Source organism: Bacillus sp. FSL K6-2841 (assembly GCF_037976435.1).
Taxonomy (GTDB): domain Bacteria; phylum Bacillota; class Bacilli; order Bacillales; family Bacillaceae; genus Bacillus; species Bacillus pumilus.
Genome location: NZ_CP150266.1, coordinates 1,174,304 through 1,191,535, shown reverse-complemented (window position 1 = coordinate 1,191,535; position 17,232 = coordinate 1,174,304). Strand labels below are relative to the sequence as shown.

Below are 17,232 nucleotides of genomic sequence, written 5' to 3'. Positions count from 1 at the left end.
GAATTGTTCATTGGTCAAGGGTTCATTGTTACTCTAATTGGGCTCTTAGTCCTGCCACATATTCACGAGAGCCCGACACAAGCACACGGTCGCCGCTTCTAAGCGTCGTATCTCCATGTGGGACTAAACTGTCTACCCCTCTGAAAATACGGACAAAGACCAAATCGCCGGTAAACGGAAACTCCCTGAGCATGACATTGTGAAAGCGATGATTGTTCATTTGAATTTGATACAAGGAAGTATCCTCATTTGTTAATAATCGAATCGCATCTGGTGCTTCAATCAGAGCTCTTAGCACCGTTTTAGATGATAGGAAATTAGAAAACGTATCAATGCCCGCTTCCTTCAATGTCAGCTCTGCCTCAGCTTTATTCACACTCGCAATAACTTGTTTTGCTCCTTCTTCCTTTGCAAATAAAGCAATTTCCTTATTTTTTGTCTCACTGCCTGTTGCGACGACGAGGACATCCTCCCGGCCAACGCCTGCCTTTCGCAGCGTCTCATCGTCGTACTTCTCAATCGATTCCACTTCAAAGATGGAGTCGGCAAGCAGCGCTTCTTTATTTTCTTGAAAGACATGCAAAATTCGAATATCATATTCATCCTGATGTAAATCGAGTGTGACAGGTAAGGTGAGCTGATTTGCACCAATAAAGGTCACACGTTTTTTATGGCTCGCAGCTTGTTCTTTTTTAAACAGCGCTTTAAACCAAACAGGCGTTAAAATACTCGTGAGTACCGCGACTAAAATCAGCGCGCCAGACATTTTGTGATCAATGACTCCAAGCCGCTCCCCGATCGTCGCTGCTGCAATGACGAGTGATAACGTCGATGTTAATAAAAAGCCAGAGCCGATCACTTTTTTCATGTCATACCATTTTTTCAAATAAAGGATCGGAATGAGCTTACTAATCAGTAATGCAATAAATAGCAGCGGGATCATGATCATAATGGTTGGGTCCTTGAACAGTGCCCATATATTCAAATCAACTCCGACCATCACAAAGAAGATAGGGATCAAAAATCCGTAGCCAAATGAATCCAGCTGCTGAACAAGCTCTTTATTCGGCGAAAGAAGAGACACAAGCACACCTGCTAAAAATGCCCCAAGAATATTTTCAGCACCGAGTGATTCAGATAAGGCAACTAAGACTATAATGAGAGTAAAGATCGCCCTTGTCCCAATTTGCACGGTCCCTTTTGACATGGACTGAAAAATTGACTTTGTCTTAAATACGCGGCCAAATAAATAAAGAAGGATGCCTGCAGCAAATAATAAGAGCAGAAGCCACATATTCCCTGTACCATCGCCATAAATGGAGGAAAATACAGCAAGTAAAATCATTGTCACCAAATCAGCAATGACAGCGACAAGCAAGATGATTTGACCGATATTCGTCTGCATCAATTTTTCCTCTTTTAAGGTGGGAACCACTACCCCTAATGAGATCGTCGATATAATGAGCGTCATTAAAAAGGCATTTTGGATAAACCCTGCAAGAACAAACGCATAAGACAGGATAAAAGAAATACTAAATACGCCAAGAAAAACAATAGTGGCTGCAATAAACGTATTTGGTTCTTTTAGACCATTTGGCAGTTCTCGTGCTTTCTTCTTTGACTCGAAAGAAGAAAAATCTATTTCAAGTCCACTTAAAAACATCAGAAAAATAAAACCGAGCATGGATAACGTATCTAACCACGCATCATGTTCAACAACCAGTTGAAGACCGCTTTTTCCAATGATGAGCCCCATGATGATCTCAGCAACAACGACCGGAATGGTCAGCTTAAATCGGTGCAATAAAAGTGGGGTGAAAAAGGCAACAATAATAACGACAACGAGTGATGAAACAGATGTATGCTCCATTGGCTAAAGCCTCCTAACATTGATGTTTAATCTTTTAAGGTTTACGTTAAAGCATTGATTCTAACAATTGCCTAAATGAAAAGAAAGCCATTCGTTATATGTTCTAAAATTCAAACTTCTTTAACCCCGATGAACGGATGAGTAAAATCAGGAGGAAATCTTATGAAATTTGATATCATTGGTGATATCCACGGCTGCTACGAAGAGCTGCTTACCCTCATACACAAACTAGGATACGAACTCAAACATGGATTACCCGTCCATCCTGATAAGAGAACGCTAGCACTTGTCGGTGATTTAACAGATCGAGGACCTCAGTCAGTAGATGTCATGCGCTTTGTCATTCATGCCTACGCACACGGCGCGATCCGCTACGTACCTGGCAACCATTGCTTTAAACTATATCGCTATTTGAAAGGAAATCCCGTGAAATTACTTCATGGCATTGAAACCACAGTGAACGAAATAAAAATGCTTCCCCTTCATGAACAAACGAAATTGTCACATGAATTTAAGCAGCTATTTGAGAAGGCTCCGCTTTACGATGTACTTATTCCTGATGAACTAATGATTGCTCACGCAGCGATGAAGGAAAAGGACATTGGTAGAAAGCCGAACAAACAGATGCGATCCTATCTATTATTTGGCGCAGTCACAGGAGAAACATGGCCGGATGGACGACCTGTGCGGAAGGATTGGGCAAAGGAATATCGCGGAAAACCATGGGTTGTCTACGGGCATACACCAGTGAAAGAACCGCGATTCGTTGGCAGAACCGTCAACATTGATACAGGCTGTGTATTTGGCCACCGGCTGTCTGCCCTTAAATACCCTGAGCTTGAAACGGTTTCTGTTCCATCCTCTATGCCTTATGACGATTCAAGGTTTCAGCATTTCACATCATAAAAAAACCCGGTCCTGAGCTTGCAGGTAGCCGGGTTTCTCTATTTAAAGCAGCAATGATTTCATGTCTTCAGGAAGCGGAGCCGAGAATGTCATTTCCTCCCCGGTCATCGGATGAGGAAAGACAAGAGTCTCACTATGCAGTGCCTGCCGGTTCATCTGCTCACTCGTCCCACCATATAACGTATCTCCGATGAGCGGATGACCAAGATACTGCATATGAACACGAATTTGATGGGTTCTCCCCGTTTCAAGTGCCAGCGTCACATCTGACATCTTCAACTCAGCGTCCACCGCTCGCACTGTAAAATGCGTCACAGCTTCCTGCCCAGTATCATCGACCATTCGCTCGATGATACTATCTCCTTTTCGGGCAATTTTTGCACGAATGGTTCCACGCTTTTCTTTGATCAAGCCATGTGTAAACGCTCTGTATGTTCGTTTGACCGCTCCACTTTTCTGCGCTTTTGATAAAAGGCTGTGGGCAAAGCGATGCTTGGCCACAAGCATGACGCCAGATGTATCACGATCAAGGCGGTTCACTAAATGAACCGTCAGCCGAACGGACTGCTCTGCATAATGATGCAGCAATCCATTCGCAATACTGTGCTCTGGGTGCTCCCGAGAAGGAATAGACGGGATATATGGCTTTTTATTCAGCACAAGGACGTGCTCATCCTCAAATAAAATATCAAGCGGAATCTGAGCAGGCTTCAGCCCTTCACTCACTTTTTCCTCGGGGAATAAAATAGTGAGCCTGTCTCCGTTATGCAGCTTGTATCTCACAGTCACATGCTCTCCATTAATGAGGAGATCACCGCCATCAAATTTAATATCCGTAAGCATTCTTTTCGAAATGCCAATATCTATTAAATAATCCTTTAAAAGCAGCCCTTCTTCTTTGGCTGTCATGGTTTTGTTTAGTGTAAAGTATTCCAGCGAGAACGACCTCTTTCTTATTCACCTTTTCCGATAAAGGAATCTTGCACCCTTTTCCAAAATGGAAATGGTCTAAATCGGGCAAAGCGGACATTCTCGTCTGCTACCCGGCATTGAATGGATTTGACGTCCTTATGAAGCAGCGTCAAATGATCAATGGTTACCTGAAAATCAACATCATTCCTCGGTTTAATGACACAAGTATGATGGTCTGGTAAAATAAGCGGCGAACCGACCGTTCGAAACACTCTGTTGTTGATTGAAGCCATTTCTGCCAGCTGAATGGCTCTAATGGAAGGATGAATAATGGCGCCCCCAAGTGCTTTATTATAGGCTGTACTGCCAGACGGTGTAGACAGACAAAGACCGTCACCTCTGAATGTTTCAAACAGCTGACCCCTAATTTCAACATCTGCCACAAGTGTCCCTTCCATACTTTTAATCGTACATTCATTCATGGCTAAATATTTCTCTTCTCTGCCGCCGTCGTTGTATCTGACAATGACTTCTAAGATTGGATATTCCACAATGTGATAAGGTGTTTTCGCTATAGCTAAGACGAGTTTTTCAATTTCACTTGGCACCCAGTCAGCATAAAAACCAAGATGACCTGTATGAACACCCACAAAAGCTGTTTCATTCAGACGGTCGCTATAACGGTGAAATGCATAAAGAAGGGTGCCGTCACCACCAACCGTAATGACAAGATCTGGTTCCTCTTCATTGAGTTCCATTCCGAAATCCAATAAGTAGGTCTGAATTTTATTTTTGAGGGTGTCAGATACAGAATTCCCTTTCGAAGAAACTGCAAATTTCATGAATTCTTCTCCTTTTCCACCTTGCTGCTATAAGAGGGCAGCATCATATTTGATCAAGCACAGGCTCAGCTATCGTTTTTCTTTTTCCGGGAAAATGCTACTTGTGCTTCTTGAATTTCCCCTCTAATTTCGGACATCTCATCATCAAGAAGAGATGCTGCCTCAGAAGCTCTTTGAAGGCGCAGCTTGACTTTCTCCGGGATATTCCCGCTATATTTATAATTCAGAGAATGCTCAATGGTCGCCCAGAAATTCATCGCAAGTGTACGAATTTGGATTTCGACAAGGAGCTGTTTCTCTCCATTGATCGTTTGCAGCGGATATAACACAACAAGGTGGTACGAACGGTATCCGCTTTCTTTATGCTCTGCAATATAGTCGCGTTTATCAACAACCACGAAGTCTTTTCGTGACTGGAGCATTTTTTTCACGACTTGTATGTCTTCTACAAACTGGCACATAATGCGAAGCCCAGCAATATCCTGCATCGTTTCAATTTCATGCATTGGGATGTTTTTACGCTTTGCCTTTTCTAATATGCTGGCAACGGGTTTCACTCGGCCTGTGACAAATTCTACTGGTGAATGGTCATCCTCGAATTCATACAGCTTTCGAATGCCTTTTAGTTTCACTTTTAATTCTTCGACTGCTTGTTTATACGGTGCGAGGAATTGATCCCATTGTTTTTTGTCCATGAAACTTCCCCCAATTCCATATACCTAATTATTTCAGAGGAATGTGCTCTTCACTTTCTCTTCCATATCTCCGTAATTGGCATTGTCTTTAATATTGTCGATTAAATAATGTAATTCTTGATGAAGCTGAATGAGTTCTAACGAATGGCCTCCTGCTGTCAAATAGACAGGGATGTCAAGATTCATTGCTTCTTTTAATGGAGCCCATGTATGTTCCCCTAAGATAAGATATGAAAAGGACTCCTCGTTTTCAAGTATGTAAACGAACGCAAAGTGATCAGAATCAACAAGCATTTGTCCTGATGCTTTTGCTTTTTGGATTTGCTCTTCTGACTTGGTCGTCAAAATCAGCCTGTCTTCTTTTAAAGTTGCTTCTGCGATTTCAATTCGGTTTTGCATCATGATCTCCTTTACAACAAAGTACAGCTTTATTTTATCATATCAAGTTCAATATTGATAAACCGAACTTTTTGAGAAAATCCTATTTTCTTCTTATAAATGATCCTTTCACGTAATTATCCATTGATTTTGGTACATGCGGAAAGAGAAATAATAGATAAAAACTGTCTTTTACATGATGAACATACTTCATGTACAATAATCATATTTCCTCTAAATGAAAGGTTGATGTCAAAATGGCCCAGGAAATTGAAATAGAACTAAAGCAATTGTTAATGAAAGAAGAATTTGAACAGTTGAAACAACATTTTCAATTGAAGGATTCGGATTTTCACACACAAACCAACTATTACTTTGATACACCCCAATTTGATATAAAATCTCAATTTACTGCATTAAGAATGAGAGAAAAAAACGATCAGTGGGTTCTCACGTTAAAGGAACCACACGAAATAGGCTTACTCGAAACCCACCAAACAATTGCTCCTCCTTCAAGCCTTGACGATTTTCAGCTGCCAAAAGGTGAAGTGGCTGACAGGCTAGACCATTTGAACATTCAAAAGGATCAAATTGTGTATTTTGGTTCACTTGAAACGTCAAGAGCTGAAAAAATGATCAAAGAAGGCTTAATTGTTTTGGATCACAGCCGATATTTAACAATAGAGGACTATGAACTTGAATTTGAAGTGAGCGACCTGGAAATCGGACAAGCCGCATTCTCCGCATTGCTCCAACAATTTCAAATCCCTGTACGAAACACGAAAAACAAAGTTGTACGTTTTTATGAAGAGAAAATGAAAACACAGAATAGATGAATTCCTTGAAGGAGGAACAAGATGAACGTCAATCAAATTCAATCCTTTATGCAGCTCCAAGCGCTTAAAACGTTACAATCAGACCCTGGACAAACGCAAATGCCGGGCGGCCAAGAATCGAATGCACAAGCTTCATTTCAGTCGCTGCTGCAAGATTTTTTAGGCGGATCAGAATTATCACGCCTGCCGCTTTCAATTTCTGCATTGATGGGAACGGACCCTTCAACGGCTCCGAACACGCAATACGCGCGTACAAACCCATACTTATCTGCTATCGCTGGTGGTGAGCAGCTTCAAGCTCAACCTTCATATGCAAATGACGCTCAATTGAATACAGCAAATGGTATTGGAAATGTCTTAAACAACAGCTACACGCCGCCGCTTCAAAAGGCTGTTTCAAGCGGCTCATCATCAAAAGAAATTAATCAAATTGTGTCACAAATGGCTCAAAAACATGGTGTTCCAGAAAAGCTGATTCATGCGGTCATTAAGCAAGAATCCGGCTATCGTACGAATGCGGTTAGCCATGCAGGCACACTTGGCCTCATGCAGCTTATGCCTTCTACAGCTAAGTCCCTTGGTGTGAATAATGCCTTTGATGCGGCCCAAAACATCGAAGGCGGTACGAAATATATAAAACAAATGCTTCAGAAATATAATGGAAATGTCTCACTCGCCTTAGCTGCTTATAATGCAGGCTCAGGAAATGTCGATAAATACGGCGGCATTCCACCATTTAAAGAAACACAAAATTATGTAAAGAAAATCACAGCACAATATTTCGCTTAAACCGAAGAGAATAACCTCTTCGGTTTTTTGTATGTCGCTTTTCACCCTTTTTTGACTGAATGTGTTATGATATGGTCAATTGATCACGGAACCCGCCTCTCCCCTTATTTCCAATAGACCAAAGCGGTTTGTTTGTGGAATTGAGTTGAGGTTGTTAAAATAAATATACAAGAATAGAAACAATAAAATAGAACAAACTGAATATCACTTTTGAAATAAATGAATTCACAATAGGGCGCTTCATCCTATTAACTACGAGTAAAAGGAGTAGTCAACATGGTACAATCGTTTAACGCACCTTACGAAGCGGTTGGAGAGGAACTTCTATCGCAACTTGTTGATACTTTTTATGAAAATGTAAAGTGTCATCCTTTGCTTCATCCTATTTTCCCGGATGACTTAAAAGAAACAGCAAGAAAACAAAAACAGTTTTTAACTCAATATTTAGGCGGACCCCCGCTTTATACAGAGGAGCATGGTCACCCTATGCTACGGGCGAGACATCTCCCTTTTCCGATTACTGAGGAGCGGGCTGACGCATGGCTTGAATGCATGGAGGATGCAATGGATCAAGTAGGATTAACCGGCGATATTCGTGACTTTTTATTTGAGCGGCTCTCTTTAACGGCTCGTCATATGGTCAATCAAACACCTGAAAAGGATGGACGATCTTGAGCTGCAATACGCACGATCAATATTTCTCACACTGTCACGGACATCCTCAAAAGCCGATTGAAATCTATGTATTCATTGACCCTCTAAGTCCAGACTGCTGGTTATTAGAGCCATCCATTAAAAAATTGAAAATGAAGTACGGCCGTTTTTTCACTTTACGAACGGTGACAAGCTCTAGTATTAATGCATTGAATCGAAAACGAAAAAAGCATTTACTCACCGAAGCATGGGGGAAATTCGCGACCAAAACTCAGACCAAAAAAGAACAAATGCTGTCTGAACAAATTGTGACCTCACCCTATCTCGCCTCGCTTGCATTAAAAGCGGCTGAACTTCAAGGCAGAAAATGCGGAATGAAATTTCTGCGTCTCATTCAAGAATCACTTTTTTGCCATCAGCAAGATGTCACAAGTGAACATGTACTGCTAGAAAATGCAAAAAGCGCTGGACTAGATATCGAGGAATTCCAGCGCGATATTCATTCTCAAAGTGCTGTCAAAGCACTAAAATGTGATATGAAAATTGCCGCTGAAATGGACGTGTCTGAGCTTCCGACCTTTGCCTTTTTTAATACAGTAAACGGAGATGAAGGATTAAAAATTTCAGGTGCGTACTCTTACGATGTATACGAGGAAATCCTTTTTGAAATGATTGGTGAAAAACCGACCCCATCAGTACGGCCTCCAATTGAATGGTTTATTGCTTACTTTCAATTTGCATCTGCCAAAGAGATTGCGGTCGTATATGACCTGACACTTGAAGAAGTTGAACGAGAAATGAAAAAGCTGGCTTTCGCTAAAAAAGTCGAACGTGTACAAGTGCATCAAGAAATGTTTTGGCGCTACAAAGAAGATGATCATCCTTCAGATCTTGATGTCTATCGCTGTGAGAATGAACATGGGTGCTGACCCATGTTTTTTCTTTACCTCAAAAAGGAACACTTGTTCTTTTTTAAACCACGAAGAAACCGCGCCGGGATAAGCGCGGTTTCACTATGTCTTAACGACAACAAAGGGGATGGGAGAAATTTTTCACGGTCAAACAAAGGGGTAATGTTTGTATGTGATTAATTTCACATCTGTAGTATATCAAATTTTGTCGACTTATGACAACAGATATACTATATGTTCATATTTTTGTCACAAAACATAAGAGGGTTGTCACTTTCATATAGTGAAAGTAACGAAAAAATGGAGGGATCTGCATGCGCAGCACAACCATTGGACTTGTTTCCATTGGCTTATGTTTCTTTTTAAATATATTAGGCTTAATGAAAATGCTTCCTCTTTATCTCACATCGCCTCTCTTATTTGCTGCAATACTTTTTACACTTTATCGAATGAACCATCGGAAGACCTTTAAGGGATTTAAAGGGTGATGATAAGAAGCGACCTCTACATGCGAAGAGGTCTTTTTTTGTGAGAAAAAAACTCCTGTCAAAAGATGAGTTTGCACTCACACGTCTGACAGAAGTCTTTTCATTACTCACCCGTTTTAGAGATGAGCTCTTCCATTTCTTTTAATTTTTCTTCGAACAATTGACATGCTGCTTCGATTGGTTCTTTGGAAGCCATATCAACACCTGCTTTTTTCAGCACATTGATTGGATAATCAGAGCTTCCTGCTTTAAGGAAGTCTGTGTAGCGCTCCACCGCAGGTTTTCCTTCTTCTAAGATTTGCTTGCTTAATGCCTGTGCTGCACTATAGCCCGTTGCATATTGATATACATAATAGTTGTAATAGAAGTGAGGGATTCTCGTCCATTCTAACCCGATTTCTTTATCCACAACCATGCCGTCTCCAAAATACTTCTTGTTCAGGTCGTAATAGAGGTTCGTCATGAATTCTGGCGTTAAAGCCTCTCCTTCTTGTGCTTTCACATGAATCAGATGCTCAAACTCAGCAAACATTGTCTGTCTGAATACCGTTCCTCTAAATCCTTCTAGCAAGTGATTTAACACATACAAACGCTGTTTTTTATCATCTAGATGATTCAGCAGGTATTCGCCAAGTAACGCTTCATTTGTCGTAGAAGCTACTTCAGCTACAAAGATGCTATAGTTTCCATACGGATATGGCTGATGTTTTCTTGTATAGTAGCTGTGGACAGAGTGCCCAAATTCATGAGCCAGTGTAAATAAATTATCAATGTTATTTTGCCAGTTCATGAGGATATATGGATTTGTGCCATAGCTTCCAGATGAATACGCACCGCTACGTTTCCCTTTATTCTCATAAACGTCCACCCAGCGATTATTGAGTCCCTCTTTTAACACGGATACATATTCTTCTCCTAATGGTGCTAACCCTTTTAGCATATAATCCTTTGCTTCATCGTAGGTTAGCTTCATGCCAGCATCTTTTACAAGTGGCGTATACAAGTCATAGTTATGCACTTCATCAAGCTTTAATACCTTTTTACGCAATTCAATATAACGGTGTAATAACGGTAAATATTGATGAACGGTATCAATTAGATTGTCATATACTTCTTCTGGAATACTGTTCCGAGATAGTGCTGATTCTCTTGCCGATTTATAATTTCGTACTTTTGCATAAAAATTATCCTTTTTAATCGAACCGCTCAGTGTCGAAGCAAGCGTGTTTTTATACTGATCATACGTTTTATACACAGCTTTAAAGGCATTCTTTCTCACTTCACGGTCATCACTGTTTAAAAATGTAATAAAGTTGCCATGGGTAATCTTCTTTTCTTCCCCATTTTCATCCTTTACAGAAGGGAACGAAATATCAGCATTGTTAAACATACTAAAAGTAGTAGATGAAGTTGAGAGAGGTTCAGATGCCTCAGCTAATAAGGCCTCTTGCTCCTCACTTAAAATATGTGGACGTTCTTTATTAATTTCTTCAAGAGCATGGGAATACAGTTTTAATTCTTCTTTTTCCAAAATAAACTGCTGCAATTTATCTTCTTGAATCGATAAAATCTCTGGAACAATATAAGCAGAAGTACTAGAGAGTTGTGTAAATAAATTCGATGCTTTATCATTCAGCGCTTGAAATGATGAGTTCGTAGTATCCTCATCGTATTTCATGTGCGCATATGTATAAAGCTTACCAAGCTTTTCAGAAAGCTGATCCTGAAAGGTTAGGGCTTCATACAGTACATCAGCAGAATGGGCGAGCTTGCCTTTAAATTGGGCGAGCTTAGGAATTTCTTTTTTGACCGCTTCGAATTCCTTGTTCCATGCATCGACGCTTTCAAAAATATCTTCAAGCCGCCATTTGTTTTCTTCTTTTACTTCGCTTCTGTCTGGTAAATGGTTGTTTTTGCTTTGTGAAGTCATATGAATCCCCCTTGCATAAGTTGTGTTGAACCAACCTTTCGGAAAGTGAAAGAAATTGGTGTTGTATTTATCTTCTTTGTTTTGAACTATATTTGTCAAATCATATGCAGAAATAAATACCAAACAGACTAAAAAAATGAGAAAAAAGCGTTTCTTTCTATTCAATCGCAGCACCACCTTTTTCTTATCATGATCAAAGTGGACATGAAACATGCTAATGAAATAAGAAAGCATCTCGTTTGAACGCTTCATCTACTGTTTGTATCGGCATTTGTTTTGACGCTACTTCATAATTACCCTCTTTCGTCATATGCAAAAACCCTTGTCTGACAATCGCATGAACATATGAGGTGATAACCTCTTTCATTTCTTCTATTGAAACATCGCCATATCGAAGTTTTACTTCTTTCATCTGGATACACCGCTTCATTTCTTTCATCAGCAGTTTAATCGTCACTGGACTGCTTCCTTTTTTTCTTATGATCCAATCATATAGACACCCCTGCCAGACATAAACGGGGCTTGTAAAGATGTACGCTTCTGGCAGCGGGATAAATAATTCAGCCGGCAGAAAAGGGAAAGCTGTTTGATGATGCTCATAAAAAATGTCTCTTAACCGTTTGCTTTCATTTGATAAAATACGAGGTGGCCGCTGTCTAAATTGCTGTATACATCTTAGCCATTGCTTGGAGACTTGGCGCTTGCTTGAGGGCTGCGATAGGATATCTGAAAATTGGCGGAATGCTGTTGGCGATCTGACAGTCATAGCGGCACATATTTTTGTTGGTTGAAATACAAGGAATTGAGCAAGATGGATGAATCGATTCTGAAGCGGACAATAAAAAATCAGGCTTCCTTTCTGTGATTCCCTTAACATTCCCCAATGAATGGAGGAGAAGGAAAAGAGCTGGGCAGATTTTCGCTTTAAACGATTTGCTCCTATGATCCATATAGGGAAGTGCCCTGCTTGACGGAGTCCTGTTGTCCTTTTACTTAGCTCTTGCCGCGAAATATTTGAACATTGATATTCGATTGCATAGCTTGTTCCTCCAATAGAGACGGCCACGTCAGGACGCTGATGAACCTTTGACACATACTTTTCAAGCACCGGTTTATGCCCAAGCCGCTGAAGCCAATTCATAATGGCTTCTTTTCCGGCCTGATGATAAGCCGTTTCGCCTGAGGCTAGTGGACATGCAGTGAGCTGTTTATGTGCAAAATGATAAACACGTTGTTCACCAAGCTTTAATTGCACTTCTTCCCTGCATTCTGGGCAGTAAAACTTGCACGTCGTCCTGACATGCTCCAGCCGGTTTTTAGATAAATGATGTGTAATACGAATAAGCTTACCATTATCCATGATCGCTGTATTCATTCAGCTCGCCCCTTAGTCTTTGATGACCGTATTATAGCTTGTTCATCTATAAGAGAGCGAATAGGCAAAATGAACTTTTATGGTGTGAAAATATGATTTTACTGATGTTTTACTGAAGAAAATGAAAAACCCCCTCTGATAAAAAGGGGGGAAATACAATCTTTATAGTAATGGCGATAATAATCTTGCTGTTGATTCAAAGAGCCTTACCCTTAACGGTCTCTTTGCAAATTCTTCTGGGATTATCTCGTGTGACTGCTCTAAATCACCTAAGAAGTCGTTTACGAGCTTCTCAGTGCTTCTCGTTTTGTAGAGGAAGGCATTCACTTCAAAATTCAAATGAAAGCTTCTCATATCCATGTTGGCCGTTCCTATCGAAGCCAGCTCGCTATCCACAATGATAAATTTACTATGCATAAAGCCTTGATCATATTCATACACCTTTGCCCCTGCTTCTAAAAGCTCCGGGAAGTATGAACGGGACGCATGGAAGACGATCCGTTTATCTGGATTCTTCGGTGCAATAATCCGTACGTCTACTCCGCTTAAAGCAGCAATTTTCAATGCAGACAAAATATCATCATCCGGCACAAAATATGGTGAAGCGATCCAAATAGACTTTTTGGCAGAGATAATCATGGAGAAAAAGAGATTTTTAATGACCTCCCACTGTTTATCAGGGCCACCAGCGATCATTTGTACGCCTTCTGTTGTACTTTCAAGATAGCTGAAATCTTTAAAGTAGTCCACACCTGCGCATCTTTCATTCGTCATATAGTACCAATCCTGCATGAAAATCTGCTGCAGATCACGTACAGCTTCACCCTTAATCATCAAATGAGTGTCACGCCAAAAACCATATTGTCTGCTTCTGCCCAAATATTCGTCTCCAATGTTCAGCCCGCCAACAAATCCAACTTCTCCATCAATCACGACAATTTTTCTGTGATTTCGGAAATTGATTTTATTATTTAACAGAGGCAGCCTCACAGGTAAAAATGGAACGATCTGAACGCCAGCCTTTTCGAGGTCAGCAATATATTGACGAGAGAGCTTCAAACTCCCTACATCATCATATAAAAAGCGGACAATCACACCATTTTTCGCTTTATCAATGAGAATATCCTTTAATTCTTGTCCAAGGTCATCATGACGGAGAATATAATATTCTAAATGAATGTGATGTGTCGCCTTTTTAATTTCTTCAAAAATATGAGAGAATGTTTCTTCTCCATTGGTCAGGACTTTAGAGGACGTGCGATACGTAATAGGGGTATGTCCAAGTCTGTGGGCCAGCTTAAATAAGAGCTGCTGATGATCACCCATATGTGTCATTTTCTCAATCGCTTCTCTATGAATATGTTCATCTTCCTGGATTAACTGTTCGTCCAGGATGGCTTTCTTTTCAAACAGCCGGCGTTTTTTGATATTGCGTCCAAAGAAAATATAGAACAGAAAGCCGAATAACGGAAAGCTGCCAAGCAGGACAAGCCACGTTATCGTTTGAGATGGATTCCGGTTCTCCAAGAATATGACAAACCCGATGAAGATAATCGATAAAGTGAATAGAACACTGACAGAACTTAATACACTGACCGCTAAATCACCAGCAATTAATTGAATGACTAAATAAGCACCTATCGTAATGATAAGAAAAAATAGAACTTTGACTAAATTTCTCATTTCATTTTCTCCTTGCCGATCTCTTTATTTACCTATTCATTCAGATAAAAAAGCCGATTCCTCTATAGAAATCGACTTTTGTTGGTTACGAGAAGTGCTGTTGAATCGTTTCAAGGGCATTTCCTTCGATAATCAGCTGACCGTATTCTTTCAGTCTGTAAATGCTGACCACTGATTCATGAGCATATTCAAGCAAAATGCTGAGCTTATTCTCCACTTGCTCATCTGACAAATCCTCGTGGAAGTCAACATATAGATAATAACGGTTTTCAAACGAATATAAACTTGTGGTGAAATCCTGCATATTTAATTGAGAAAGTGCAATCAAATCTTCAAAGTCATCCATTTTCAACACAAATTGAAGTTGAAGTTTTTTGTCCTTCTCATTATGATCTTCTTGATCCTGCTCTTCTTTTTGAAAATCATCAAGCAGTGCATCTAGACTTTCTTCATCTGTTTGATCTTTTTTATCTTCTGGAATCGGCAATTCGAGCTTTTGTCCATCTTTAGAAAGTTGGGCTTTCGTCACGACAATTTCAAGACCTTTGTCAAGTGCCTGCACTTGAATCCAAAGCGGCCCCTCAACTGCAAATTCTTCTTCTTCGTGCACTTCGTCCATTACTTCCCAAAACAGCTCTTCACTGCGTTCACGATTATACCAAATCTCTTCACGGTCAAATCCGCGGTCTTCAATATCACCGTAGGAAATATAAAATTTCACTGTATGTTCATTAATTCTTTCGATTTCCATTTTGCCAACCTTCCCTTCTATATAAGATGTTGAAGGGACATACAAGCTCCCAATTAATAGTACTTTACTACACTTTACCCGTTCCGTCTACATGTTAACCTTTTAAAGAATTGAGGTATCACTTCGTACTGTCTATTTTATGATAAAACATGAATAAAAGAAATAAAAACGCATTTTTTGCAGAGAAAACTTACAGAAACATATATTTGAATTGTCCTCATATATTGGTTGTACGAGCTCTATTAGACATGAGGTGAAATGGATGGAAACAGAGTGGATCATATCCTTACTGATGATTATTGGCATTGATCTGATTTTAGGCGGAGATAACGCATTGATCATTGCGATGGCTAGCCGCAGCTTGTCAAATGACAAACGGAATAAAGCCATATGGATCGGCACACTTTTGGCCGTGCTGATGAGAATTACAATGACAGGTGCCGCAGTTTATTTATTAACCATCCCTTATTTACAATTTATCGGCGGACTTTTTCTCCTTTATATAGGATACAATTTGTTAATTGAACAAAAGAAAGAATCGATTCGCATTAAAAGCAGCGGCTCCCTTTGGCGTGCGGTTCAGACCATTGTGATTGCCGACCTCTTTATGTCACTTGATAATGTGATTGCAGTTGCAGGGGCGGCAAAAGGCAACATGCTGCTGACTGCTTTTGGCCTGATGATTTCAGTACCGATTATTATTTGGGGAAGTAAACTGATTCATACCGCTCTAACCAAATTTCCGTATCTTTTATACGGAGGAAGTGCTCTTTTGGCTTTTACTGGCGGTGAAATGATTGTTCGTGATGTGAAATTGAATGAATTTATGGCTCAGCATGCGACTCTTGAATTGATGCTTCCGTTTTTAACAGTCGTCATGGTCATTTTAGCCAGCCTGTTTTACGAACAAACGGCTGAAAACAAATAAAAAAAGCTGCCAAAACATCGGCAGCTTTTCGTTTTTTCTATTAGTTAGCAAGTCGCTGAGCTTCTCTTAGTTGGAATGTACGAACCGTTCTTGGAAGGAAACGTCTAATTTCATCTTCATTGTAGCCAACTTGTAGTCTTTTTTCATCCAAGATAATTGGACGTCTTAAAAGACCTGGATGCTCATTGATTAGTTTATACAATTGTTGGAGAGGCATTGTCTCAACATTCACATTTAGCTTTTGGAATACTTTTGAACGTGTTGAGATAATTTCATCTGTACCGTCTTCAGTCATTCGAAGAATTTCTTTGATTTCATCAATTGAAAGAGGCTCTGAAAAGATGTTTCTCTCTTGATACGGAATATTGTGCTCTTCTAACCACGCTCTTGCTTTTCTACATGATGTACAGCTTGGTGATGTGTATAATGTTACCATAAATCTTCACTCCTCAATTTGTAGAATGAATATTGATCTGTATTCTTAAATTAAAATTGTTCTAAATAAGTAATCTTTATAGTGATTATACTATAAAAAAGTAAGTGTGAACAGATTTTCTTGCAATTTTTGTGACAAAAACTAGACAATTTCATTCATTTTTTCGTGTTGCTTGATGTCTGAACATTCTCATTTAGTCGAGATGATCGAAAATATTTTTTTGTTTTCGATTTTCAATGACCTTCAATACATCATCAACATCTTCATACGACTGCCCATACCATTCTTCATCTTTATACGTATGGATTCGTTCATAGGTTTTCCTCATAGCCTCCATCATTTCTTCTTCATTATCTGTAAGAGGCGACCAATAAAGGATTTCCATGCGGTTCACTTCATTTGTTGCAAGTGACCTGCGTTTATAACCGATTGATTCTGCATGCTTGAAGTGCTCTCTTTGGTAAAACTTTAGGCGTTTTGCAGTATCTGCATCATCTTCATCTACAGGCTCAACCTCAAGCAAGATCGGTTTCTTTTTTTCCTTCAGCTTATGAATGAGCTTTGATCCGAGGCCTTCACCTCTTGCATCTCTGGAAACAAATAAATAATCAATAAAGATAAAATTATCAAATTCGGCGTACATCATCACATGATGAGGTCCTTCCTCCTTATGATAAACATCACTTCTTTCCTTTAATAAAGCTTCCATATGCTCTTTTGACTTCATTTCTTCTATCGGGAAGTATTCACTGAGCTTTTCATACCAATTCATGGATCCGCTCCTTATGATATCGTTAAGAACCACTTCCTTAGATATTCCCGATTTCCTGCTATTTAAACGCCTGTAC

At 39.9% G+C, this 17,232-nt stretch carries 18 protein-coding genes; 7 read left to right on the top strand and 11 right to left on the bottom strand.

Annotated features, from left to right (window positions below; translation table 11 throughout):
• Window positions 1–28 precede the first annotated feature (28 nt).
• Window positions 29–1,870, bottom strand: a complete 1,842-nt coding sequence (locus tag MHH68_RS05795; protein WP_058014284.1) for a monovalent cation:proton antiporter family protein — start codon at window positions 1,868–1,870, stop codon at window positions 29–31.
• A gap of 162 nt (window positions 1,871–2,032) precedes the next feature.
• Here MHH68_RS05795 and prpE point away from each other — a divergent pair, with 162 nt between their 5' ends.
• Entirely contained in the window at window positions 2,033–2,776 is a 744-nt protein-coding gene (gene prpE, locus MHH68_RS05790) for a bis(5'-nucleosyl)-tetraphosphatase PrpE (RefSeq protein ID WP_058014285.1), read from the top strand.
• 42 nt (window positions 2,777–2,818) lie between these two features.
• Here prpE and MHH68_RS05785 read toward each other — a convergent pair whose 3' ends face one another.
• From MHH68_RS05785 to MHH68_RS05770, 4 genes are all read right to left on the bottom strand, one after another.
• Window positions 2,819–3,685 carry an RluA family pseudouridine synthase gene (locus MHH68_RS05785; protein ID WP_058014286.1) on the bottom strand — a complete coding sequence of 289 codons (867 nt, stop codon included), beginning with the start codon at window positions 3,683–3,685 and terminating at the stop codon, window positions 2,819–2,821.
• 44 nt (window positions 3,686–3,729) lie between these two features.
• Window positions 3,730–4,530, bottom strand: a complete 801-nt coding sequence (locus MHH68_RS05780) for an NAD kinase (RefSeq protein ID WP_058014287.1) — start codon at window positions 4,528–4,530, stop codon at window positions 3,730–3,732.
• Window positions 4,531–4,595: 65 nt separating this feature from the next.
• Window positions 4,596–5,225 carry a GTP pyrophosphokinase family protein gene (locus tag MHH68_RS05775; RefSeq protein ID WP_003211990.1) on the bottom strand — a complete coding sequence of 210 codons (630 nt, stop codon included), beginning with the start codon at window positions 5,223–5,225 and terminating at the stop codon, window positions 4,596–4,598.
• Between the two features lie 33 nt (window positions 5,226–5,258).
• Window positions 5,259–5,624, bottom strand: coding sequence for a hypothetical protein (locus MHH68_RS05770; RefSeq protein WP_058014288.1), 366 nt, complete (start codon window positions 5,622–5,624; stop codon window positions 5,259–5,261).
• 236 nt (window positions 5,625–5,860) lie between these two features.
• Here MHH68_RS05770 and MHH68_RS05765 point away from each other — a divergent pair, with 236 nt between their 5' ends.
• From MHH68_RS05765 to MHH68_RS05745, 5 genes are all read left to right on the top strand, one after another.
• Entirely contained in the window at window positions 5,861–6,439 is a 579-nt protein-coding gene (locus tag MHH68_RS05765) for a CYTH domain-containing protein (protein ID WP_339165515.1), read from the top strand.
• Window positions 6,440–6,460: 21 nt separating this feature from the next.
• A complete protein-coding gene (locus MHH68_RS05760) occupies window positions 6,461–7,228 on the top strand; it encodes a lytic transglycosylase domain-containing protein (RefSeq protein WP_339165513.1) in 768 nt (255 codons plus the stop codon).
• A 276-nt stretch (window positions 7,229–7,504) separates the two neighbouring features.
• Window positions 7,505–7,903, top strand: coding sequence for a thiol management oxidoreductase (locus MHH68_RS05755; protein WP_008355333.1), 399 nt, complete (start codon window positions 7,505–7,507; stop codon window positions 7,901–7,903).
• Window positions 7,900–8,811, top strand: coding sequence for a ClpXP adapter SpxH family protein (locus MHH68_RS05750; RefSeq protein ID WP_169056298.1), 912 nt, complete (start codon window positions 7,900–7,902; stop codon window positions 8,809–8,811). The genes MHH68_RS05755 and MHH68_RS05750 overlap by 4 nt, the downstream gene beginning before the upstream one ends.
• Window positions 8,812–9,107: 296 nt before the next feature.
• A complete protein-coding gene (locus tag MHH68_RS05745; RefSeq protein ID WP_044139629.1) occupies window positions 9,108–9,281 on the top strand; it encodes a hypothetical protein in 174 nt (57 codons plus the stop codon).
• Between the two features lie 103 nt (window positions 9,282–9,384).
• On the opposite strand, the gene pepF is transcribed toward MHH68_RS05745, so the two are convergent.
• From pepF to mecA, 4 genes are all read right to left on the bottom strand, one after another.
• Complete coding sequence (gene pepF / locus MHH68_RS05740; protein WP_284906233.1) at window positions 9,385–11,211, bottom strand: oligoendopeptidase F; 1,827 nt, start codon at window positions 11,209–11,211, stop codon at window positions 9,385–9,387.
• A 214-nt stretch (window positions 11,212–11,425) separates the two neighbouring features.
• Window positions 11,426–12,586: a competence protein CoiA family protein gene (locus tag MHH68_RS05735; RefSeq protein WP_339165510.1), complete on the bottom strand. Its 1,161-nt coding sequence runs from the start codon at window positions 12,584–12,586 to the stop codon at window positions 11,426–11,428.
• A 162-nt stretch (window positions 12,587–12,748) separates the two neighbouring features.
• Window positions 12,749–14,269 (bottom strand): cardiolipin synthase, encoded by a 1,521-nt coding sequence (cls, locus tag MHH68_RS05730; protein ID WP_339165508.1) that lies wholly within the window; start codon window positions 14,267–14,269, stop codon window positions 12,749–12,751.
• Window positions 14,270–14,354: 85 nt separating this feature from the next.
• A complete protein-coding gene (mecA, locus tag MHH68_RS05725; protein ID WP_012009573.1) occupies window positions 14,355–15,020 on the bottom strand; it encodes an adaptor protein MecA in 666 nt (221 codons plus the stop codon).
• A gap of 262 nt (window positions 15,021–15,282) precedes the next feature.
• On the opposite strand from mecA, the gene MHH68_RS05720 reads away from it, so the two are divergent.
• Window positions 15,283–15,948, top strand: a complete 666-nt coding sequence (locus tag MHH68_RS05720) for a TerC family protein (RefSeq protein ID WP_058014294.1) — start codon at window positions 15,283–15,285, stop codon at window positions 15,946–15,948.
• Between the two features lie 40 nt (window positions 15,949–15,988).
• On the opposite strand, the gene spxA is transcribed toward MHH68_RS05720, so the two are convergent.
• Complete coding sequence (gene spxA / locus MHH68_RS05715) at window positions 15,989–16,384, bottom strand: transcriptional regulator SpxA (RefSeq protein ID WP_003211421.1); 396 nt, start codon at window positions 16,382–16,384, stop codon at window positions 15,989–15,991.
• A gap of 193 nt (window positions 16,385–16,577) precedes the next feature.
• Window positions 16,578–17,156, bottom strand: coding sequence for a GNAT family N-acetyltransferase (locus MHH68_RS05710; RefSeq protein WP_058014295.1), 579 nt, complete (start codon window positions 17,154–17,156; stop codon window positions 16,578–16,580).
• Window positions 17,157–17,232: the final 76 nt, after the last annotated feature.